Below are 23,345 nucleotides of genomic sequence, written 5' to 3'. Positions count from 1 at the left end.
TCTAGCACATCAACTTGATTTTGACGGCGGCTAAAGCCGCACGGGTCGCTTTTCATCCCTGCTTTAAAAAGTCAGGGCTTTCAAACTCCTGACTCACACTCGTAACTGCTGAGGAAGTTCTCATTACCTGCCGAAACAACTTTTCAGTCCCCTTACGGGGATTAAAGGAAATGAAAGAAAACTTCGGCTTGTGTTGGTGCGGTCACTTGTTTGTTTCAGTCCCCTTACGGGGATTAAAGGAAATGAAAGAAATAGTGCGGCGATCGCACGCAAGCTTAGAGAGAGTTTCAGTCCCCTTACGGGGATTAAAGGAAATGAAAGAGACGAGTACTATTGGGTGCTTCCTACTAAAGGAAGAGTTTCAGTCCCCTTACGGGGATTAAAGGAAATGAAAGATCAAGCGCGTTTTGCGGTTTAGCGCTTGCTTGGTGTTTCAGTCCCCTTACGGGGATTAAAGGAAATGAAAGAAGATTGATTAGAGAATTCAGAATCGCCAAAGACCTGTTTCAGTCCCCTTACGGGGATTAAAGGAAATGAAAGACCAAAAGTAGATGTTGAGGTGAAAGGCACCACAAGTGTTTCAGTCCCCTTACGGGGATTAAAGGAAATGAAAGCCGGGCTTTGGATACCTATTTAAAAGAAATAAAGTTTCAGTCCCCTTACGGGGATTAAAGGAAATGAAAGACCGCTGTGAAGGATTGTTGGTACGACGGGTGGGAGTTTCAGTCCCCTTACGGGGATTCAAGGAAATGAAAGAGAAGAAGAAATGGAAAACTTTCTGTCTTGGTTATTTGTTTCAGTCCCCTTACGGGGATTAAAGGAAATGAAAGCAGAAATCAAATATTTCGATAGTGGCGACTCAGTCGTTGTTTCAGTCCCCTTACGGGGATTAAAGGAAATGAAAGGGCAAAAACTTCTCGCGGTTTGTTTCCAAAACTGACTTTTTGTTTCAGTCCCCTTACGGGGATTAAAGGAAATGAAAGATATTTGGTCCGAGGCGCGTTACTAAACCCCTGTAAAAGTTTCAGTCCCCTTACGGGGATTAAAGGAAATGAAAGAACAATCACCATCGTTGTGATTTGCGGGAAATGAACGTTTCAGTCCCCTTACGGGGATTAAAGGAAATGAAAGTAGATACCCAGTTTGAAAACCAACTCATCGCTAAAAGTTTCAGTCCCCTTACGGGGATTAAAGGAAATGAAAGGGCTTACCACCCTTTTCCGTGGGATATCGGTGTACGTTTCAGTCCCCTTACGGGGATTAAAGGAAATGAAAGAAGCATAGAAAGCTGTTCGGCTAGTGCCTGTTAATTGTTTCAGTCCCCTTACGGGGATTAAAGGAAATGAAAGCCAGACGTTTTGCTGTCTGGATTAGCAGGTTATGTTTCAGTCCCCTTACGGGGATTAAAGGAAATGAAAGACCAATAGCAGTTAAGTCATTAAAAGATTCTGCTAGTTTCAGTCCCCTTACGGGGATTAAAGGAAATGAAAGAAAGTGGTCCTAAGCACGCTAGACACCCGTTAGTTGTGTTTCAGTCCCCTTACGGGGATTAAAGGAAATGAAAGCCCCCAAGACAATTCTATTATCTTGAGTGAAAAGCTGTTTCAGTCCCCTTACGGGGATTAAAGGAAATGAAAGGAAGAAGCGCTTGCGCTTGTTGGGTGGCTCTCTGACGTTTCAGTCCCCTTACGGGGATTAAAGGAAATGAAAGCGGGCGAAAGTAAAGCAAATAGAAAATGAATATTAGAGTTTCAGTCCCCTTACGGGGATTAAAGGAAATGAAAGTTCAATCGTATCGATTTGTGCTTGTTTATCATTTAAAGTTTCAGTCCCCTTACGGGGATTAAAGGAAATGAAAGCATAACGTTGTTCCTAAACTCGCCAAGACTATCATATGTTTCAGTCCCCTTACGGGGATTAAAGGAAATGAAAGCATGAGTGTACTATCTATTTTGGCTAACGTTTTGATGTTTCAGTCCCCTTACGGGGATTAAAGGAAATGAAAGCCGGTAACGGGGTTCCAGGTTTTTTGCGTCCACTGAAGTTTCAGTCCCCTTACGGGGATTAAAGGAAATGAAAGAGCTGACGCTCGCAGAGCTTGTGAAATAAGGATTTCAGACCCCGTTCCGACGAGGTTCAATAAAAACGCTTCTTGAGAAGCAACAAAGGCACCCTTTTCTCAACAAGGCTCCGACTGAAACTGCTGAAACGATTGAATTGTCTAGGTTCTGGCGTTTCTGACGAACCCCCCGGGGTTTTTGCCTCCGCTTAGGTTCGTCGGAAATTATTTTTATTATAGGACAACCATCCCTGTCTGTCTAGAGAAAAAATCAATCGCTCACCGATCGCCCATCGCACAACCGCAATCCCCGCACCACCAACCAGTACAATTGTAAATACTCCGTCCGTTGCTCCTCCTCCAGATGGGTTAACAAAAACTCTCGCATCCGATATTCCCTTTTGCTCAAATTCGCCTCCTCTCCCACCAACCGCAAATCCCGCACCAAGCGACGCCAACTTTGCGCGATCGCCTCTTGCGCCTGCGAATGCAACACCAACTTCCCCGCCGATGCCAAATCTTGACTCGTCCATCCCCGCGCCCACGCCGAATGGTGGCGACCCGCCGCTAGCATAATAATATAGCCAAGATACCAACATTGTGCCTCATCCGCACCAAAGCGATCGCGCAATACCGGCCACAACGACTGCGCCAGAATCTCCTGCGCCAAATAGGCACTTTCCACCGCATGGGGAGGACGCCGATATTTCTTTTGATAGTCCTGCCACGCCTGCTTTTGGGTTCTCCCCTTGGCATCGCGCTGCTGCCTATCTGTAGGGTTGTAATCCGTATGCGCCAGCAAATGCGATCGCGGGTTTTGACCGCCAAATTCCCCATGCGCGTACTTCTGCCATCCCCGAACCACCTTTTGCCAGCTTACCTGCAACTTGCCCAAATCGTGGGTAAAAATGGCCAAAAACACCAAATACTCAAACAACGCCGTCGCCTCTTGCGAAGCCATCCCCGGAAAAATCCGCTTTTGCAAATAGCGTCCTCCCGCTGCCAGCAACTCCTCGCGAACGCTGGCATACCGCGTCGCCACCGGCGTACCGTTCGCAATCCGCGTCCCAGAAAACGTCCGCTGCCAGCACTGCCACATATTTCCCAAATGTCCCACATAGGTATCCATCCGGTAGCGGTACTCGCTGACCTTAGCGCGATCGCGTTTGGTAGGAGATTGAAAGCAATTCCCTTCCTCACCCAAAAGCAACCCAATCTCACTGTCGTAGTAAACATAACGAGGATTCGCCAACAGCCACACACTCCCGATCAACTCCGTTAGCGAACTCACGCGATCGCAAATTGGCTGGCGGTAACTTTCCGCATCCTTCCCCTGGGGCAATGTTATGCGTTTGAACAACCAATCCCCACCAAACCCCATATCCTGAAACCGCCGCCAAATCCCTGCCAGCGTTGTCCTTGGTAGCGAAAACGGCTGCAACGTTTTGGGGTCCACCTCTTCCGGTTCGCTGTCAAAATCAATAATTGCTCCCGCCTCCTCCCACACAAACACGCTGCGACTATCCACCCAACGAATCAAATCGCTTGCCGTATGGCGATCGCCGCGCCAAATGGCTGCCTGGTACTTTTGTTCGAACTCAGCGCGATCGCTGTTTCGCTGCTGCGCTTGCAACTGGGTTTGGTAAGAATGAACTTGGTCGATCCAAGCTTCCTCCTGGCGAAACCCCACCGCTATCGGGCTGTTTGCCTGCAAAACCTCCCAAGTGCGATCGCAAAGTTCCGCCGAATACGGCAAAAACGATTCCTTGGTCGATGTCTCTTCCCCTTCCCCAGATGCCAGTTGAAACGACCGATAAACAAACACCGTTCCCTTCTCGCCAGCATACCGCGCGCAACGACCCGCACGCTGCAACAAAGAGCTCATGGGACATAAATGAGTATGCATCGCTTCGCAAGTAATATCAATCCCCGCCTCAATTGCCTGCGTAGAAATCAAAACCTCGCACTTGCCTTCATCTCGCCAGTTGCGTGCAAAGGTTTCCGTCAGATAGGCTTCTTTGCTGGCGCGGTCTTCCGGTAAAAAACGCGCGTGTAGCAAAGTTACCGTTAGTTCTTCCCCACCGACAATATCCATCAAATCCCGATACATCCCCTGCGCTTGGGAAACCGTATTGCAAATTACCAAAACCCGGCGGCGTTGCTGCTGGCGGATATCTTCTAAAAGCCGCTGCGCCGTCAGTGGTTGCGACACAGCCTCGAACGTACGCGCGCGATCGCCTTCAATATTGGCCAAATCTCCATCTCTCACCTTCACCGCCTGCAACGTCGCTGCCACCCCAGCTTCCCATCCCACCTGTTCGATGACATCATCCGTCATTGTTGCCGTCATCAACAGAAACGGCGAAATCCCCCGAACCTCTTGCAATACCTTCAACAGCGTCGCAAACGCGCGCTTGGGGTCGAGTAAATGCAACTCGTCAAACACCAAATAGGAAGCAAACATCGCTCCCGCATTCACATTCGCCGATCCCCTCCCCACCGAATAAGGAATATTCAAAAAACTGCTCAACATCTGGTCGATGGTACAAAACACAATATCTCCCTCAAACCGAGGGTCTTCTGGATTTTCGCCGGTTTGCAGCGTCACCACCGGCGTTCGAGATAGGGGATGGGTTTGCATCCATTGTTGTACCAAGCGATCGCTTCTCTGACGCAAACTATTCGCCAGGGTCCGCAAGGGAACCGCATAAATCAGTTTTTGCGGAAACGCCCACTGTCGGGTTTTGGCAAATAAAAAAGGTGCGATCGCGGTTTCTGTTTTTCCCGACCCCGTCGGCGCGCGTAAAATGACATTTTGGCGATCGAGCAAATGCGCGATTGTTTCCTGTTGAAACTGTCGTGGGGAAAAGCCAGTGAGGGTTTGAAAGTCGCGTTCGATGGTCATGGCGATCGTACAACTAGATTTTCAACGTTTCTCAAAACAATATGCCACTTATCCAACGCCGTAGCGATCGCGTCCTCTTACGCCAGATTACCTGATAACAATTTGAAAGTCTACTTCGAGATTTGGGAGAAACCCGCGCAGCCAGAGTGGGGGGGGTCGCGAAACGCCACGGGGAACTTTAGAAATGATAACTCCTCTGCCAGAATGCGAGTACGACAAAGAAGCGATCGCGATTCAAGACATCGTCGAAATTTTGTGATTGGACTATAAATGTTTGGGTTCGACAACTTGGAAACGAGAAAGCCAGCAAGCTGCTGTGGAACCCGAGAGTTGCTTCTACTTTCAAAACAAACCCCAATTCGCGGCCAACTTGACTTCAAGCGCGATCGAGACCCGCCACCAGAGGTGGTTTTGAAAATCAATTTCAGGGCAAGCGAACGATGCGAAAAGCAATAAAAAAATTGAATACAAAACAGTTAACTAGTTTGTTTAAATCCAATTTTCTACTCGTTCGTTTAAATCCGCTATACATGCTAGACGTTGACCCATTGTGTTGGCAGAAGTATCAACAGTAAACTTTACAGTCCACGTACCATCACTAAAAACTCCCTGGATATCCTCTCCCTTTAGTCGAAATAAAGTTGGAGATGATAAATCTTTATTCCAATATTCAGTTTGACAAGAACGTACGTAAGCACACTCATCCGTGATTTTCTGTAAAAATTTTAAAATTTTCTCCCTCGCATTTCCCCAATTATGATGAGATAACTTGGGCTTATATTTCTGAGATTTAGGGAGTTTAGGGGGTAAAATTTCATCCCGTTGGGATGAAAAGCGCCCTTTAAAGGTTTCATAGAAAATTTGTCCTGTAGGAGAAAGTTCTAAGCAGTCGGTTTTACCATCGTTTTCCACTCTTTCTACAAGAGATTCCATTTTTTCATTCCAATCTTCTTCAATTTCATATTGGTCCCAAGCTATAATTTCTTTACGGTTAAGTTGTCCTAGTAGACCGCTTTTTTCTAACCAGAGGTTAAAATCAAGACTGATAGGCATGGGAGGAAAACCAATGATTTCACTAAATTTTTCATGTTTGTAGTATACTGGAACTTCCAAGGCTTGACCCATCAATACAGCAATGGCAATCTGAGCTTTATATCCTCCTGTGGCGTTAATCGCACAAAAATTTGAAGAACCTGTTTCTTTTATAATCCTACATACATGTTTTGACAATTCTCTAAGACCTTTTGTCCGAAATATTTTTGGATTTTCATCCTGTAACCCCTGGATTCTCTGTAATTGTTGTACGTGATGCCCTTTCAACTGATAGTAGTTTTCTAGAATTTTAGCAATTCGCCATCCTTCCGTCGTATCGGAGTGGCAAAATACTAGCGTACAATCGGGTGTACAATACCCTCTTTCAATTAAATCAGTTATTGAGTTAATTTCAGCACCACACAATCTTACAGATCCGGGAATTCTATTTAAAGTAAACGCAATATTTTGCCAATTTTCTTGTTTTAAATTTTCTTTTAAGTCTTCTATAAGATCGGCATTTAGAAATTGGCGATCTGATTCGGGCTGCCTATGAATCCATTCATTGTATCGATCTTTTCCAGGTAAATTGTATAAATTTGGCTTAAAAAGACTCGTACCTAGCGTGCAAATTAGGGTGTGTGGTTTTGATTGAATCATTTTAAAATTCCTTACTTTTGGTCCTGTTTTGTTTCCTCTAAAATAGGTAAACCACGATCGCCTTCAAGAAAATCCAGCGAATATGATTTCGATAGCTTATCATTTTCCACAAACCACGCAAAAGACTTTCCTTCCGGATTAGGTGCTTTTATTATTCGGGGATAGTGAATGGGTTTACCGTCTTGAAAACCACAAGTAAAACGTGTAAAAGCTTGAATAAAACGAACATCCTCAAAACCTTGACCGTTGCCATATACCTTAGCCACCAAATTTTTAAATTTGTCTATACAATCGCAAGCTTCTTGTGCCTCTTGTTCGTTGGTAGCTTCTTCTTCATATAGGGAAGAGTAAAATTGACACCAATCCTTGCCTCGACGTAGATCCGTACCATTCCAGTCTATCTCCAAACGAACGCTACCAAAACCTAAAGGTTTCCCTCCTCCAAAGCGATGGTAATGACCTTGCGGCAAAGAAAGCAAATACAACAAAGCTCCCAGCTCAATATCGGATAAGTTCTTTATGTCAATTTCAAACGTAAATTCAGTATCTGGTTTGACCCATGCTTGGATGGAGCGATTTTGATTGCTTCTAGCTCCTTGTTCGTCAGTATTGTTCGGTTGGCGATATTCTTGAAAATAGCCATTGTCTCCCTTTTGGGTTCTATCTTCTTTCGGGTTATCCCAATAGTTCTCTGGTAAATTAGCATGATGGGGATAAACTTTCCTGCCTCTCAATCCATGGTTAGCAAGATAAGTTTCATTTTTGGGTGTCCCCGGTTCTAAAGGCGTACCGTTTTTATCTTGAGCCGTATAAAATCTTGATTGCTGTGGTTTTGGTTGCCCTAAAATAGCCAAAGGAAAACCAGGATGGCCAAATGCCGATATTGGATTATCCGACTGACACCGAACATTACGAATACGAAGATTGCCTTTGTAAGAATTTTTACCATATTGGTTGACCCAGCCAAATACGCGATCGGCTGGTGACAGTTTGTTAAATTGTTGGGCAGGTTTCAAAGAAAAATGGAGAAGTTCTTCTGGAGAGTTAGAATACAAACGTCGAGAAATTGTTACTGGTTGTATTGCAGTAACGTTATCACTACTATCGATTTCTACGTAACAAAGGGTTCCTTCTTTTAATTCGGCTTCATCTTCTCGATCGATATGGCGAGACCAAGCCGTTTTCCCAGGCTCCTCTCCTAAATATTCAAAAGGCTTTTGCTGGTTTTCCCAGCGTTCTTGTAGCTCTTTCTCGTGCGTCTTTTGATAGTTGCGGATTAATTCTTCCCAAAGAGATTTCATGTTTCGGGTAATTTCTCTCTTTTCATCTTTATCGCTTTCTACAAATACTCGCTCGTACTTTTTATTATCGATGTTGGCACCAGTAATACAAACCCAACCCCGACGCCAATCCCCATTACCAGGTTTGTTTGATTGCTGTCTTTTTTGAATGCGGCTCACTTTACCGCGATTCCATCGCAGCCAAACAGCATCTCCGTGTTGGGGAAGTTCCTTAGAACCATCATCATATTTAAGGGCAACGTGACTTTCCCCTTTATCTTTAGGCAAATTTTTTCCAACTTGGTATCGCGGAAGTTTAACGGCTTCCAAAATTCTTAAAAAGAGCTTGCCATCTTGTTTCTCTACCCTAGCAGGTTGTGTAGTAGCTTTGGCTTCTGTTCGATAAGCCAAGCGATCGCTATGACCGTGAAAAACGGATAGTCGAGAATTCGTAACTGCCTCGTATGCCGATCGCAACATGCCTTTGATAGAAGTAGGAGGTGGATAGGGTTTCCCATTGACCATCCGAACTGGGTAAGAGTAGTGACCGTGAACTGAAACAACTTCATCAGCATTGGCTGCATCTGGAACCAGCAGTGGCGTAGCCGTTGTCAAACGAACGGACATTTTGCCACTCCACAAATCGCTACCATAGAAACCGTGACACGCTGGCTTCCTATCTCCTAATTCGCTATCCTGAATTGGTTGGCTATCCCGAACAAGTGCCGGAATAAAATTATAAGGATTGTGGAAATCTCCCTCAGGTTCGGAAGCTTTGCCTTTTTCTCGAATTTGCTTTGGTTGACCGCCAACTTCTTCCAATTCAACTTCCACCCCATCTAATTGATTGATGTCTTTTTGTTTTTGCTTTTGCAAAGCACCCGATAGTTCGGATTCTTTGACATTGCATGTTGTTGTTTTACCTTTTTTATTGGTAAATTTCACTTGTAAAGTTTTCCCTTTTATTACTAGGAGCTTACCTTCTGTCATTTCTCTTTTCCTTTATTTTCTTTAGTATCCTTAGATTGCTTCATATGAATTAATTTTTCTTCACATACAAATACATTTCCGTAACTACCTTCCTGTAAATATTCACGAGACGTTAAAATAACCTTGCCGTTGGCGGGAACTTCCGATATAGGAACATCGAGGTATCCAATACGATTGGCAACCAAGCGACTCCACCCCGGTTTTGGTTGGCTGTCTGTGGCATTTTCCTTTCCTTCTCCCCAGAGAACATATTGTTGCTGGATGGTTGCGATCGCAGTTAGCGATTCTGACTCTTGCCATATGGTACCTCTGTTTTCTTCAGAAAGCAAAACGGCTTTGCCATATCCTTCATCTTGATGGAGCCATCTTAGTTCCGCAAGGGAATTGAAGATTTTCGCTTCAAATACAAACGCCAAATCTATATCGACATCGCTGGAGGTTTCTATTTCTGTACTATCTCTTCCACGATGCAATTTAATTAAGAAACAAGCCTGGGGACTGTATAAAAGTCCCACTGCGCTATCTAGAAAATCCGAACTATCTTGAATGGCATCATACAAACGAATTTCCTCCGTCGTTTGGTAGTATAATGTGTTTTTCATATCAATTTGTCTCCTGCGCTTGCCTTTGCTTTTGAATCCATTGTTGCCAACTTTGATTTAACCGTTCCAACAAACCTGCTTCTAAATTTTCCACACCTCCCAACGGCGAAAATGCTAGACAAACATTATCCAAATTTTCAAAACCACTAGGTAAGTTTTCCCCCTTCAAAGAAATGCTACGAACTTCAATGGAACCCAAACCGCGATTGACGCCATAGCCAAGAGGAATGGAACCGCGATATAAATCCCGTAAAGTTAGCAAAAAAAGTGCGATCGCGGCATCTTTTTCTTCTTCAAAAAAACAACAAGAAAGACGGTTGAAATTGACAGTTAAACAAATCGGTTCCCACTGCACGTTAAAAGGTTCTAAATTAGAATAAAGGAACCCATCAGCAGCACCACCCGTCCAGCGATCGACAGCTACGTGATAAGCTTGCTGGGTATCTTTCAATAATTCGCTACGATCGAGAGCTTTACGCAATTTTTTTTCGTCTTTTGCCTGTTCGATATCCTGCCATTTTTGAAGGCTTATGTTTTGATTGAGATTGCTATAACAATCATCCACCGACAAAGCTCCCAAACCCAGTTTGGAATCTGGATCGTTCTTCTTGGCAGCACTACCAAACAGCTTTTCTGTTAAAGAAACACTTTGTAATTGTTGAAGAAATTTGTCGTAAGATTGCCCCTGATGTGGAGGCATTGGCATATTACCAACCGTACGTACGATTCTTTCTGCTTGCGTTCTTAAAGCTCCCTTAATCGAACTACCAGGCAAAACCAAAGCCATATTTTCTTTTATCGAACTAACCAATGGTAAAATATCTACAGCAATCCCTTCGCGTTCGGCTTTAACCATCACTGGTTCGATAGGTTGCCATTGAATTTCAACTGTCAGCTTTGGTAGCAATTTTGGAGCTTTTGGAGAATAATTTTTATATCGATTTTTACCATTTGGCAAAGAGTCCTTGAGAGCCAAAATCATACTTTGGCGATCGCTTAATGTCTGTTCCCAATATTTACATCCACAAAGTTGGATTTTCCCCAATCCCCGAGTTTTCGCAGCTCCTATACGAATTTTCCCAGCACACAAAACATCTAGCAGGTCGTAAATCTTTGAAAAATCAAAAGAACGATCGCAGTCAATGGTTAGTTCGAGCGGAATTTCTGTGCCGCAAGGAAGAATAGCTCGGTCGTATTTGCTGTAATCTGCAGCGGAACCCCATTCGCGATCGATTCCCACACCATCTCGCACTTCAATATCTTTACCATTTGGCAATTTAATGGGAGCATCTTCTACAATGGAAAAACTAGCATGACCTTCATTACTATCTTGTCCTGCTGGTTTTTCAGAATATCCCCACAACCGTTCGGTATCTTGGCTGCCAGAATATTGGTCCATTTCTTTCATCCAACCACGAAAGGCTCCTGCCAAACTCGTTCCCGGAATATAATATTTTCCCAACCCATTTTTGGCTAAAGCTAAATCGACCAGAGAGTTATCTTCAGCACCACCCACATGAATGGAACTTCGAGCTGTTAACATACCGGAAATTTTCAATCGACGATGAATTCGACGTGTCATTTAGATACATTCTCCTGCGAATTTGTCTGCTTTTGGTATCCTTCTAGAGCTCTTTTATGAGCGCGAATTAAAGTTTCCACAAGCGTTTGTATGGCTTCTTCCCACAACTCGTTTTGTAAAGTATTTGTTGTTTTGTCAGTTAAAATCAAATTCGTAAAGCTAGGAATTTCTACATCATTCAATTTGGATTCTAAAAAACGCCAAACTGCTTTAGGCTCTTTCACAAGTTCCTTCAAACGTTCGAGATAAGTAGTATTTTCTCCTTTTTTCTTTCCTTTAACTTTATGGATCCAACAAAGTACGGAATGCTTCCGACTTCCAACCTTCGTCAAAACCGATCGCAAACTTCCTAACTGGCTTAAAGAAGGAATACTACGTTGTTCGTTTTCTGAAATATAAATCCCTAAAATTTCTTCGCGACAGTCTTTATCTTGAGCTAAATGTAAGGAAACTCGCCGAATAGCATCTCGCCAGGCTTCCTTTTCTACGATGCTAGCGTAATCTCCCATTAAAGGATCGTTGGATGGAATTTGATTTGGGGAAGAAGATGATGTACCTTGGTTGTTTTCGTTGCTATAGCCATTGGCAGATTGTTTGGGAAACCTCTCTGTTAAAAGTGGGTCGTTAAAACAAACTTGACCGTATCCCTCTGCCGTTCGTTCGCCAATTCCAGATATTTCTAATTCGTTTAATTTCTCGGCTTTCGGTTGGTTTGATTCGAGATCGAAAACAAAACAACTCCCAGCCATAATTCCCACCAAAGAAGGTCGAGGCAGTCCCCAACGAACTTGCCAAGATTCCATTCTTCTGGAACGAGCGATCGCATTTAGCAACTCTTCGGATTCTCGGAATTTCAATTGTATTTTTTCAGATTCGGGTAACTCCCGATTGAGTTGATTTTGCAAAGCTTTACGAAACGCTTCTGGGTCGGTCGTTGGACGCAAATGCTCGTCGCGCAGCAATACATCAGAAAGCAACCAAACGGTGAGAGAATTTTGACTGTAGCGATCGCGATTGCCATCATTTTTTATAGCATGAGGTGGTTGGCATTGAATGGTTACCAAACCGTAGTCGTCTTTTTTCGATTGTCCCAATCCATATTTACCATTAATTTGTTTCCACCAATGGCGATTTTTATGGCTGAGATCGTCGGCTAGCGTTTTTTTCAGTCTTAATTCTGCTTTGAAGGTCAGATTGGCAGCTATGGTTTGGTAGCTGTATACGCCACCAACTTCCGCATCGGGACGTTGAACGTCATCTTTGATGGTATTATGAGTTGTTAGTCCCGAAACAATTTCATCCGTTTTTATATAGGCAGGTAGTTGGTCGTCGTGAGTTGTTCCTATATATCCCGATCGCATCCCTTTTAGTTGGACACCGTTACTTGGTTCTTTCTCCACTAGCCGATTGTAAATTCCTTGTCCGGTTTGCCAGTTTCCACTCTCTTTTTCGTAGAAAATAGCCAGAGGCATGGGTTTACCTCTAGAAACTCCCGTAGAATTGAAAGTAGCAATGGTGGCATTAGTTACTAATACATCTGCGCGCGCGATCGCTTTTCCAAAATTTCCCAACTTCCTAGTAACGATTGGTAGTAGGTAAGCACCGCGAATGTAATCCAAACTTTCTACAATGTTACCAACCGTTCGAGAAGTAATAGTTATCGGTGTTTCTGTAGTAATGGTTAGCTCTACTACTTCCCAGGTATCATCCTCTTTGGCTGTCAAATGATGCCAGCGATCGGGATAGGTTTGATTTACACTGGTAGGAAGCTCTGGTGGTTGTTTTTGTTGTTGCAACCAATGAAAACAAGCTTGCAGTTCTTCGTTAGAAACCGAAACAATCTTCAAAGAACATTTGCCAGAACCACGACGGCGTTTGGCTCCCAACCTGTCTACCATTTGCGCTCCAGCCAGTAAAAGAACCCAAGCTGTTTTTTGTTGTTGTTCGTCGAGTTTTTCCAAATCTAACCAGCAATCATCGGTTTGTAACACCGCTTTCGCTCTAGCCATTTCTTCCAAGCGTAAATGGTCTTCTTTGGTGCTTCCTGTATTGGAATCGATTTGAATTCCGGGTTTGTTAAAAGTAAGAAATTCTTTGAGAAAGGGTCGAGCGTTGACGGCGTCGCGAAAATCTTGGAGAAAACGAGCGGCTCTTATTGATAAAGTGGCTGGATTGGGAGTACGTTCCAGTTGAACGTCAGGATGTGCGGGTTGTTCGCCAAAAAGATAGTTGACCCACTGCTGCCAAATGCCATTGTCTGCACCGTCATCGAGTCCCCAAGCTACCAATTCGCAGGCATCCCGCCAAATTCCTGTTAGAGTCTTAGCAGGAATATAGGGGAACCCATCGCGATCGCGCAATATGGAGCGATCGACATCTCCTTGTCTGCCAGCACCAGAACCAATATGCCAGTCGCTATCCATGTTAACTCTTACTTGAAAAGAAGATTTGGGCTGGCAAACTGGCACTGGACCCTTTTTATCCTGCTTTTTCTGTTTTTTAGGTTGACCTTGGCCAGACGATTTCTTTTTTTCTTTATTTTTGTTAGATTTCTTGTTTTTACCCATAAAAATTCCTACAATACTTTCAATACTTTACTTTATAAAATAAAATCAGCTGCTTCAATAGCGTCAAGCAAACTTGTGATATAACCGTTCCAATGCCAATCGTCCGCAAATAAAGAACCGTTATCCAATTCTAGCTTGGTAATTCCTTGCTCTCGGTAGCGTTCTTTGATTAATTGATATCTAGCATTAGCTACCTCTTTGCCTAAAAACAATCCAGCTCGCAAATCGTGGATTTGACTGCTGGGAATTTGAAGGCGATCGCTATTTGGTTTTTTTGCTTTGATAGCCTGAATTTTTTCATAGAATTTATCCCAGTGATGCAGTCGTATCCACTCATCATTATTTTGAAATAGCTTTTCTTGACTGGTTACCACATAGGGACGAGCATAGAGATATGTCTTTTTGTTATCGCGAGTGTTGTTGGAAGAAAACTCTAGTTTTTTACGAATTCCTTCCAATCGAATGCTACTAGTGTCGTAAAGTACGTGAAAATCCAGTGCCGAACAAGGGTCTTTACTAATGTTTTTAGCCGTTTTGGCAGATTTGGTCAAACTTTCAGATAGCTCATAAGCTACAGAAAATGGAAAGTGCGGTTTAATAATAGCAATACCGGCACAAGCTGTGAGGTGCGTTCCTAAAGAAGCTCCTTGTGCCACTTGAGGAACAATGTCTCCTACATCTTGTTGGCTACTCCCCGTTTCTCGCTCGAAGTTTTGTAGAAACAATCGAGAAAATTCTATAGCAGACTTTCCATCGCAAACAACTGTTAAATCATCGCCTCCCAAAACCAGAGGAAGTATGGGAATTAGTTTATCGTTTCTTCTATTAGAGAAAGCATCTAAAGCATTTATAAACGCACGCTCCGTGCAAATATCTAAAGCTAAAGAAAATTTTCTTAAAGCATCTATATATTTTCTATCTGGTTCGGAAGCATTAGATGGAATATTTTGTATATATTTTTGGAAATTTAGGAAAATATTTCCTACACTGTTACCATCAGCATGAACAACAGCTAACCAGTCCAATCTTTTTATCGATTCGGAAGGTTCGGAATTTGAATCTTTTCTTATTTGTAAATCTTCCTCAGAAAATTCTTCATTCAGCATGCGAATGCTACGAGAAAAATTCAAGGTGGTTATGAAAGGTAACGATTCTGGTATGTCAGAATTTTTCCACGGTGGACGTGAAAAGCCAAAGGAAGTATTGCTATTCAGCACTACCAGCTTTACAAGATTGCGAATTCTCTGTAGTCCCGCTTTATTGAATTGGCGTTTTTTATAACTGAAAGCCGATCGTGGCTTGGGAACATTGTCAATTGTTTTTTTATCCCAATAGGAAGCAGGGAAATCGCTCGTATCGCACTCATCTACAATAGGCAAACGTAGAAATCGTAAATGAGGGGACGGTCTTTGGGAACGATACGTCTCGTATTTTTTATAAATTTTTGCGATCGCCTCAACAATACCACCATTTCCCCAGTAAAACTCTTGGATAACACCAAAAATATCCAAGCCAGGTGCGTATCGAGTGGCTTGGTGGGTAACGTAACGCACGATCGCTTTGGCTGCTTTCTCTTCTTTGGTTATTAGTAAAGCTTTTCCAGAAGTAGCAATGATAACTTCTACAGAGCTTCCCGAACTTTCAATCGGTGGATTCTGGTTGTTTTTATCTAAAAGATAGTTTTTAAGTTTTTCTGTATCGATATCCTGCTGCTGGCTGGTATTGACATTTTTACCTATGTGGCAGTTATCTTTGGAGACATCTCGAACCTGTTTGACAGCTTCTAAGACCCAAGCTGTTCCAGCACGATAGGTTAACTCAGAGGCACCAACATTTTCTTTGAGCTTATTGGTAGAAAAAATGTAATTTTGATTGCCAGACGTTTCAATTAAAACCAAAAAACAAAGCATACCACTCAAATTATCCTAAAAAACAAATATATCTCATAAAAAGCCTGTTCCTCATAAGCAACAATCTCCATAGGGTATCTTCTAATGATAGCATCTATACAGCCCCCAATTCAGTTAAAAAATTTTAAATTGAGTTACTTTTTTTTGTAGCAAGACGGCTTTATTTTTTACAACAGTAACCATAAATGTAACGTTCGGCCATATAATACCATTTCTGAAAAACAATAAATTTTTTTGGAATTCTCCAATTTCCCTGGTAGGGTAACTTTGCGAAGCGCCCCCTACAAAAATATCCCGATTATTTCTTGCAAAATTTAAAGAAAGCAATACAAGAATAAGAAAAAAACTTGAGTGATTCTAAGTACTAGTATCTCCAAAATCCTGCTATATTTAACTCTCCCAGCTGCAATACCTTGACATCAATCGATAAATCGCCATCGCTCGATCTTGCCGAAAGCCGAAACAGGAAGTTATTTTCATCGAATCAAATTTCCGGTATTTACAGTGCGGATTTTAGGCTCGCTCGTAGGAGCTGGCAACGGCAACCATTTAAAAAACGATTCCAGGATTGCGGAGAAACTCACGCAGCTATAAGGTACAAGCGTTCTCTCAGTGAATTTAGATTTTTGAGGGACTTGGATACACTTTTTGAGCGATCGCACTCTATTGACAAATTGACAACAAGAGATATTGGCAAATATAGCAGTTCAAATTGACTATTCTCGCAAATGGCTTCTGGACATCTCATTGATATTGGATGCTAATATAGAAAGCCTCCACTCGCTAGAGACTCTAATTGAATAGAAACGCTAATCCTTTGAATCAATGACCATCGAGGAAATCAAACAACTAGTAAGACCCCATATCTTAAAGCTAAAACCCTATTCCTCGGCCCGCGACGAGTATAGCGGCCAAGAGGGGATTTTCCTCGATGCCAATGAAAACACCTTAGGCTCAGTTGGCAGCAGCCAATACAACCGCTATCCCGATCCCTACCAAACAGCGATTAAGCAAGAATTGGCTAGTTTGAAAGGGGTCAGCTCAAAACAAATCTTTGTTGGCAATGGTAGCGATGAGGCCATAGACTTGCTCTTCCGCGTTTTCTGCCAACCCCAACAAGATGAGTGCCTGATATTACCTCCCACTTATGATATTACCTCCCACTTATGGGATGTACAAGGTCAGCGCTTCCATCAACGAAGTTCGTATTAAGGAAATCCCCTTAACTCCTAATTATCAGCCGGATGTAGATGCCATTTTAAAGTCTGCCTCTAGTCAAACCAAACTCCTTTTCCTGTGCAGTCCCAACAACCCTACTGGCAATACCATGGATCCGGATAAAGTTCGAACGTTGTTGGAGTATTTCCCCGGCTTGGTGGTAATAGATGAAGCTTATATTGACTTTTGTCCAGAAAAGACGTGGGTTAACACATTAAACCAATACCCCAATCTGGTAGTGATGCAGACGTTTAGTAAAGCCTGGGGGTTGGCTGGCTTGCGCGTAGGCTTGGCCTATGCCCATCCAGAGATTATTACGCTTTTTAACCGGATAAAGCCACCGTACAACGTCTCGAAAATTGCACAGGAAAAAATATTGGAAGCCTTGGCTTCTCCAGAAACCAAAGAAAGAATGGCGAAGGAAATCGTAGATAACCGCCAAAAACTCAAAAACCAATTGGAAAAACACTGGGAAGTAGTCGAGATTTATCCCACAGAAGCCAACTTTTTGCTGGTTAAGTTCACCACCCCGAAAAATTGTTTCGTTTTCTTACCGAACAAAAGGTAATTGTGCGCAACAGGTCCAAAGTTACCCTCTGTGAAAATGCCCTACGAATCACTGTCGGTACACAAGCCGAAAACCATGCCCTTTTGGAGGCGCTAAAAACTTTTGAATCAAACGAGCGACGCCAATCAATATAAACTTAAATCCAATAGATCTTCGTGCAGAAGCGATTCACGGTTACGCGACCCAAATTGTCAATGCTGCCAACAATCGAGGTCTTGATTTACGTGTGTCCGGAAATGACGGGCCAGGAACTCGGAGTAGGTCTGCTGGAAAATTTACTGGATGCGGAGCGAAAAGCCAGGCTGCATCCAGTACCGGCAATTATTACGACCGAGTTCCAGTCTAGCCTGAGGCTACACGCGAAGACGGGATTTCAGGAAGTCGGACGGTTGAAACAAGTGGTCTACAAGTTTGACCGCTGGTGCGATACAGCAATCGTGCAATAAAATTTTCTGCTGTTGGGATAGCCTTTTAACTTTAATAAGCTAGCATTTGTCAAGGAATCTCCACTCGATCGAGAACCTGATTGTATGGAAACAGTTCTGAGTTGCCAATTGACTGGTAACCTTTGAGAAGGAAATAGACTCATGAATGCTTTGATTCGTCCAGCCATTGAAAAAGACCTTGCCGCAATTGGTGAGATCTATAACTACTACGTCCTCTATTCAACAGCTACCTTTGCTGAAACCCCTTGCAGTGCTACCGAACAGGAGGATTGGTGGCAAGCGCATGGTGACCGATATCCTGTCCTTGTTGCCGAAGGAGACAGTGATATTGTCGGTTGGGCCAGTCTCTCACCTTATATAGAACGTTGCGCTTATCGCTTCACAGCTGAAGTCTCGATTTACATTCGTCCGGAGATGACGGGGCAAGGACTTGGATCGTGTCTGCTGGAAAATTTACTGGATGCGGGGCGAAAAGCCGGGCTGCATACAGTACTGGCAATTATTACGACCGAATCCCAATCTAGTCTGAGGCTACACGCGAAGGCGGGATTTCAGGAGGTCGGACGGTTGAAGCAAGTGGGCTACAAGTTTGACCGTTGGTGCGATACAGCGATCTTGCAGCTCTTACTGTAAAATTGCTTACTATTTGGATGGCGTTCTGACTTTGATAAGCTGGCATTTGTTATGAAAGTCCACTTGCTGAAGCTCCTAGTTGTATGAAAACGGTTTTTCGTTGCTAGCCGATGCTAAATTCAAAGTAAATGGAAGTCTTCAAATGCTGGAGACCCTAATTGAATAGAAACCATATTGTTGGATCGCAATGATGGATAGTACTTCTCCTGTCAGAGTAGATTTTACCCAACAAGATGCCATCGTAAAAATTTTGCCGCGTTCTTTTCTATTGGCCAGTTACGAGGCAGCTTGGGATAATTTGCATATACTTTATACCATTTCTGAAAAAACATAATTTTCTGGAATTTTCCAATTTCCCTGGTAGGGGCGCTTCGCGAAGCGCCCCTACAAAAATGCCTCTATTATCTCTTGCAGATTATTAAGGAAATGGTATTACCACCGACAACCTCCCCACGAAGTCCCCGAATCCAACTTCAAACAACACATTTTAAGCTTTTACTTGAATGATTTTCGTGCAACTCGCTATACTAAATACTATTTCTGAAAAACAAAAATTGTCTGAAAATTTCCAATTGCTCTAGGGGCGCTCACGCGTTGCGCCCCTACAAAAATACCCGATTATTTATTGTAAATTTTTAAGGAAATGGTACAATGGGAAATGACAGACACGAAGACTTCTATAAAGCTGCGGATATTGGCATATATTCTGCCAACCAAATAACTCCTCACTCTGGTTGCGATCGCGAATCCGAGTTTATCAACTTATTTCTGGAACCAAGCTTCTTTCATAAGGTGGCCTACGAAACCATTGATGGGGAAGATGTGGAAATTGTGCCAAAACTTAGGTTTCGCGATCGCCTTATCGAGCAAATTGGTCGGGAATTAAAATTTGAGTTGCAAACTGGTGGGTTTGAAAGCCGGATGTATGCCGACACGATCGCATCAACGTTGGCCGTTCATATTATCAAACGACACGCAACGCGCAAATTTGAACCCAAAACCTATACAGACGGTTTGCCCAGTTATAAATTAAAAATTGCGATCGCTTACATTCACGACCATCTAGACCGCAACATTAGCCTCAGCGAGATTGCCCAACAGGTTCAAATAATTTTAATTCCTTTGCTACACTCTTCAAACAATTCACAGATCTCCATCCATTTCAACGACCCGTTTCGACGACTGTTTTTTTTTAAGGGGGACTTTGGTTACAATTTGGCTAGGTGCTGGAGCCGTATTTTCCATTGAAAAATCCCTTTCTTTAGGGTTATTTTAGATCACTTTTACGTGTTATTCCTTTCGGTGGAAACTTTAATTGTTGCAGCTATAGCTCATCCGCAAAATAAAACCACATTTAAATTGTAGGGTGGGCATTGCCCACCCTACAAAAACCGTTTTTAATTGATTTGGTGCATATATTTTAGGAGGTCAATTGAAGCGGATTTCCATCAATAGAACGTCGCGATCGCGTTTGACCCCGCCACCATCTTTGACATTTATTGAGAATCGTTTGATAGAATTGAAAGAAAAGGGCCTGTAGCTCAACGGTAGAGCACCGGACTCTTAATCCGTCGGTTCTAGGTTCGAATCCTAGTAGGCCCATCGTGGGGCATTTGTCAGTGCTAGAAGCCATCTCCCATGGCGACCCCATTCTCTGGCACAATAAACGCCAACTGCCCCATTTTATTTATAGACCATGAGCGATTTCTGGAATCAAATACAAACCTTCGCCGAAACCAACGCCTACCATATCGGCCAGCAACTGTTGAAAGAATTTGGCAAAGTGCAAAGTCGGGAAAAAGCCGATGGTAGCCTGGTGACGCAAGCGGATGAATGGTCCGATCGCACCTTGCAAAATGCGATCGCCGAAACCTTTCCCGACCATGGTATCCTCACAGAAGAACAGACCCGGACCTTTCCCAACCGCGAATGGTGTTGGGTTATCGACCCCCTCGACGGAACCACCAATTTTGCGCGCGGGATTCCTGTGTGGGGCGTTTCTTTGGGGTTGTTGCACTGGGGAAATCCGGTTTTCGGTCACGTATACTTTCCGCCTATCCAACAAACTCTGCAAGGCATCTACACCGACCAGCATCAGGAAGCGACCATCAACGGTCAGCCACTCAAACCCAGCCAAGACCAACTCACCAGCAATCATTTTTTTAGTTTTTGTTCCCGCAGTATCGATTTTTACCAGCCACCGTTTCCTTGCAAAGTGCGCATGTTGGGGGTGGCTAGCTATAATTTGCTTACTGTTGCCATTGGTTCTACCTTAGGCGCTGTGGAAGCCACGCCCAAGGTTTGGGATTTGGCAGGAACTGTTCCCATTCTGCAAGCAGCGGGGGTGGTTTGGAAATCTCTGGGTTCGGACCCTATATTTCCCCTAACCCCTGGGAAAGATTATACCCGTGTTTCCTGTCCCAGTTTGGTGGTGACAAGGGAAGATTTGCTGGAAACATTTGCGGGTTTGGGAGAATCTTTGCGGGAGACATCCTAAAATTTTTTCCTTTTTTATGCAGCTTTTGCATGTAACCCATGTCGATCCTCGATAGGCGATCGCGTTTTGGTACCAAATTATACATTGGTGTCCCATTCCCGTTGCTATATTGAAGACCCAAACAAATTCAAACTGCGCGATCGCTTAGTAACAGGAGGATCGATGGTCGCAACTTCTCCTAATAAAGGGGCTAAAAACAAATTTGAAAAATTTAAAGCCGAAAAAGATGGTCTAACTGTCAAAGAAGAGCTAGAAGATTTTGCCCGCATGGGGTGGGAGGCAATAGACAAAACCGATCTCGAACAACGGCTAAAGTGGCTGGGAATTTTTTATCGCCCTGTCACCCCCGGCAAATTTATGCTGCGGTTGCGGGTTCCCAACGGCATCCTCACTAGCGAACAAACCCGCGTCTTGGCAGAAATTGTGCAGCGATACGGCGAAGATGGCAGTGCCGATATCACTACCCGCCAGAACATGCAGTTGCGGGGAATTCGCCTAGAAGATATCCCTGATATTTTCCAGCGTTTGCATCAAGTTGGCTTGACTTCGATGCAGTCAGGTATGGATAACGTGCGCAATATCACCGGGTCGCCGGTGGCCGGTATTGATGCAAATGAGCTTATCGATACGCGGGAACTGACCAAAAAGGTACAGGATGCCATTACCAACAACGGAGAGGGGAATTTTGAGTTTACCAATCTCCCCCGTAAGTTTAATATCGCCATTGAAGGAGGTCGGGATAATTCCGTTCATGCGGAAATTAACGATATTGCCTTGGTTCCGGCTTACAAAGACGGTCGGTTAGGATTGAATGTTTTGGTGGGGGGATTCTTCTCAGCCAAACGTTGTGAGGTGGCGGTTCCTTTGAATGCTTGGATTCCTCCCAATCATGAAGATGCGGTACAGCTTTGTTGTGCCATTTTGCGGGTGTTTCGCGACTATGGTTTGCGTGCCAATCGCCAAAAATCCCGTTTGATGTGGCTGATTGAAGCTTGGGGGATGGAAAAATTCCGGGCTGCGGTTGAGGAAGAATTGGGTTCCCCGTTGCTGCCAGCGGCGGAAAAGGATGAAATAGATTGGGATAAGCGCGATTTTATTGGCGTACACGAACAAAAACAGCCGGGATTGCATTTTGTGGGATTGCATGTTCCGGTGGGTCGTTTGATGGCGGATGACTTGTTTGAATTTGCTCGTTTGGCGGAGGTGTATGGCGACGGGGAAGTTCGATTAACGGTAGAACAAAATGTTATTTTGGCTGGGATTTCTAGCGATCGCTTGGAGGCATTTTTATCCGATCCGTTGTTGGATAAGTTTACCATTTCTCCCGGTCATTTAACGCGATCGCTGGTTTCTTGTACAGGATCGAAATTTTGCAATTTTGCCTTAATTGAAACCAAACAACGGGCTTGGGCGATGGTAAAAGAGTTAGAAGGGGAATTGGATATTCCCGACCACGTTCGCATTCACTGGAGTGGTTGTCCCAATTCTTGCGGTCAACCCCAAGTAGCCGATATTGGTTTGATAGGAACTAAAGCTCGTAAAAATGGGGAAATGGTGGAAGGTGTGGATATTTTGATGGGTGGTAAAGTTGGTAAAGATGCTCGTTTGGGCGATCGCGTACAAAAAAGCGTTCCCTGCGAGGATTTAAAATCGGTTCTTAGAGATTTGCTGGTAGAAAATTTTGGTGCCCAACCCAAGACAAATGGGTAAGAAAATTCGCCTGTTTTCTACATAACGAACCGATTTTAAAGCGACTATTTTTATCTAACATTATAGCATAATAGGTGGGCAGTGCCCACCCTACAAAAATGTTTCTATTTTGTTAGAAAATGTAAAAACCTATACAGTTTCACTTTGATGGAAACGATAATTTAAAACTATCGTTAAAACAACAGGCAAACGGTTTAAAAGACGAGGGGGTCTAATGAAACAATTCCCAGAGATTACTAGCAAACTCTTGAGTGCGAAAAAGCAAAAAGGCGTTACCTTTGCCGACTTGGAAAAAGCAGTGGGAAGGGATGAAGTTTGGATTGCTGCTGTTATTTATCGTCAGGCAAGTGCCGATAGCGAAGAAGCCCATAACATTGTTTCTGCTCTGGGATTGCCACCCGATTTAGCCGAAGAATTAACCGAACCGCCAGTGAAAGGTTCTTTAGATCCTCAAATTCCTACGGACCCTTTAATTTATCGCCTGTACGAAATTATGCAGGTTTATGGTATGCCCGTGAAAAGTGTCGTTCACGAAAAATTTGGCGATGGCATTATGAGTGCGATTGACTTTACCTTTGATGTGGAAAAAGTCGAAGACCCTAAAGGCGATCGCGTCAGAATGATTATGGAAGGCAAGTTTTTACCCTACAAAAAATGGTAGCTTGGCGGTTTATTTCCCAGTTTTT

At 43.6% G+C, this 23,345-nt stretch carries 16 protein-coding genes, 1 tRNA gene and 1 CRISPR repeat array; of the genes, 10 read left to right on the top strand and 7 right to left on the bottom strand.

The window, feature by feature from the left end:
• Positions 1 to 140: 140 nt before the first annotated feature.
• Positions 141 to 2,080: direct repeats of the CRISPR family, unit length 37 nt; unit sequence GTTTCAGTCCCCTTACGGGGATTAAAGGAAATGAAAG.
• Positions 2,081 to 2,330: 250 nt separating this feature from the next.
• The 7 genes from cas3 to AS151_RS01345 form a co-directional block, all read right to left on the bottom strand.
• On the bottom strand, positions 2,331 to 4,964 hold the full coding sequence (gene cas3, locus AS151_RS01375; protein ID WP_084639328.1) for a CRISPR-associated helicase Cas3': 2,634 nt from the start codon (positions 4,962 to 4,964) through the stop codon (positions 2,331 to 2,333).
• A 489-nt stretch (positions 4,965 to 5,453) separates the two neighbouring features.
• Positions 5,454 to 6,656 (bottom strand): putative CRISPR-associated protein, encoded by a 1,203-nt coding sequence (locus AS151_RS01370; RefSeq protein WP_071515279.1) that lies wholly within the window; start codon positions 6,654 to 6,656, stop codon positions 5,454 to 5,456.
• A gap of 11 nt (positions 6,657 to 6,667) precedes the next feature.
• Positions 6,668 to 8,926: a TIGR03986 family CRISPR-associated RAMP protein gene (locus AS151_RS01365; protein WP_071515278.1), complete on the bottom strand. Its 2,259-nt coding sequence runs from the start codon at positions 8,924 to 8,926 to the stop codon at positions 6,668 to 6,670.
• Complete coding sequence (gene csx19 / locus AS151_RS01360; protein WP_071515277.1) at positions 8,923 to 9,528, bottom strand: CRISPR-associated protein Csx19; 606 nt, start codon at positions 9,526 to 9,528, stop codon at positions 8,923 to 8,925. The genes AS151_RS01365 and csx19 overlap by 4 nt, the downstream gene beginning before the upstream one ends.
• A gap of 1 nt (position 9,529) precedes the next feature.
• Complete coding sequence (locus AS151_RS01355) at positions 9,530 to 11,071, bottom strand: RAMP superfamily CRISPR-associated protein (protein WP_170861273.1); 1,542 nt, start codon at positions 11,069 to 11,071, stop codon at positions 9,530 to 9,532.
• A 35-nt stretch (positions 11,072 to 11,106) separates the two neighbouring features.
• A complete protein-coding gene (locus AS151_RS01350) occupies positions 11,107 to 13,533 on the bottom strand; it encodes an RAMP superfamily CRISPR-associated protein (protein ID WP_071515282.1) in 2,427 nt (808 codons plus the stop codon).
• Between the two features lie 176 nt (positions 13,534 to 13,709).
• Entirely contained in the window at positions 13,710 to 15,587 is a 1,878-nt protein-coding gene (locus tag AS151_RS01345) for a hypothetical protein (RefSeq protein ID WP_071515275.1), read from the bottom strand.
• Between the two features lie 825 nt (positions 15,588 to 16,412).
• Between AS151_RS01345 and AS151_RS22390 the strand changes: the two genes are divergently transcribed.
• From AS151_RS22390 to cynS, 10 genes are all read left to right on the top strand, one after another.
• Positions 16,413 to 16,799: an aminotransferase class I/II-fold pyridoxal phosphate-dependent enzyme gene (locus AS151_RS22390; RefSeq protein ID WP_211517481.1), complete on the top strand. Its 387-nt coding sequence runs from the start codon at positions 16,413 to 16,415 to the stop codon at positions 16,797 to 16,799.
• Entirely contained in the window at positions 16,735 to 17,373 is a 639-nt protein-coding gene (locus AS151_RS22385) for an aminotransferase class I/II-fold pyridoxal phosphate-dependent enzyme (RefSeq protein WP_211517480.1), read from the top strand. The genes AS151_RS22390 and AS151_RS22385 overlap by 65 nt, the downstream gene beginning before the upstream one ends.
• Positions 17,374 to 17,567: 194 nt before the next feature.
• The gene (locus tag AS151_RS01335; RefSeq protein ID WP_071515274.1) at positions 17,568 to 17,819 is read left to right on the top strand and encodes a hypothetical protein; all 252 of its coding nucleotides are present in this window, start codon (positions 17,568 to 17,570) and stop codon (positions 17,817 to 17,819) included.
• 141 nt (positions 17,820 to 17,960) lie between these two features.
• On the top strand, positions 17,961 to 18,452 hold the full coding sequence (locus tag AS151_RS01330; protein WP_071515273.1) for a GNAT family N-acetyltransferase: 492 nt from the start codon (positions 17,961 to 17,963) through the stop codon (positions 18,450 to 18,452).
• 187 nt (positions 18,453 to 18,639) lie between these two features.
• A complete protein-coding gene (locus AS151_RS21840; protein WP_170861272.1) occupies positions 18,640 to 18,786 on the top strand; it encodes a hypothetical protein in 147 nt (48 codons plus the stop codon).
• 317 nt (positions 18,787 to 19,103) lie between these two features.
• Positions 19,104 to 19,700: a hypothetical protein gene (locus AS151_RS23185; protein WP_071515272.1), complete on the top strand. Its 597-nt coding sequence runs from the start codon at positions 19,104 to 19,106 to the stop codon at positions 19,698 to 19,700.
• A 282-nt stretch (positions 19,701 to 19,982) separates the two neighbouring features.
• Positions 19,983 to 20,054, top strand: a tRNA-Lys gene (locus AS151_RS01320).
• A gap of 94 nt (positions 20,055 to 20,148) precedes the next feature.
• The gene (locus tag AS151_RS01315) at positions 20,149 to 20,949 is read left to right on the top strand and encodes an inositol monophosphatase family protein (protein WP_071515271.1); all 801 of its coding nucleotides are present in this window, start codon (positions 20,149 to 20,151) and stop codon (positions 20,947 to 20,949) included.
• A 162-nt stretch (positions 20,950 to 21,111) separates the two neighbouring features.
• Entirely contained in the window at positions 21,112 to 22,659 is a 1,548-nt protein-coding gene (locus AS151_RS01310) for a ferredoxin--nitrite reductase (RefSeq protein WP_071515281.1), read from the top strand.
• 214 nt (positions 22,660 to 22,873) lie between these two features.
• Positions 22,874 to 23,320, top strand: coding sequence for a cyanase (gene cynS, locus AS151_RS01305; RefSeq protein ID WP_071515270.1), 447 nt, complete (start codon positions 22,874 to 22,876; stop codon positions 23,318 to 23,320).
• Positions 23,321 to 23,345: the final 25 nt, after the last annotated feature.

This window comes from Geitlerinema sp. PCC 9228 (assembly GCF_001870905.1).
Taxonomy (GTDB): domain Bacteria; phylum Cyanobacteriota; class Cyanobacteriia; order Cyanobacteriales; family PCC-9228; genus PCC-9228.
The sequence above is the reverse complement of the archived record's forward strand: the minus strand, read 5'-3'. Positions and strand labels throughout refer to the sequence as shown.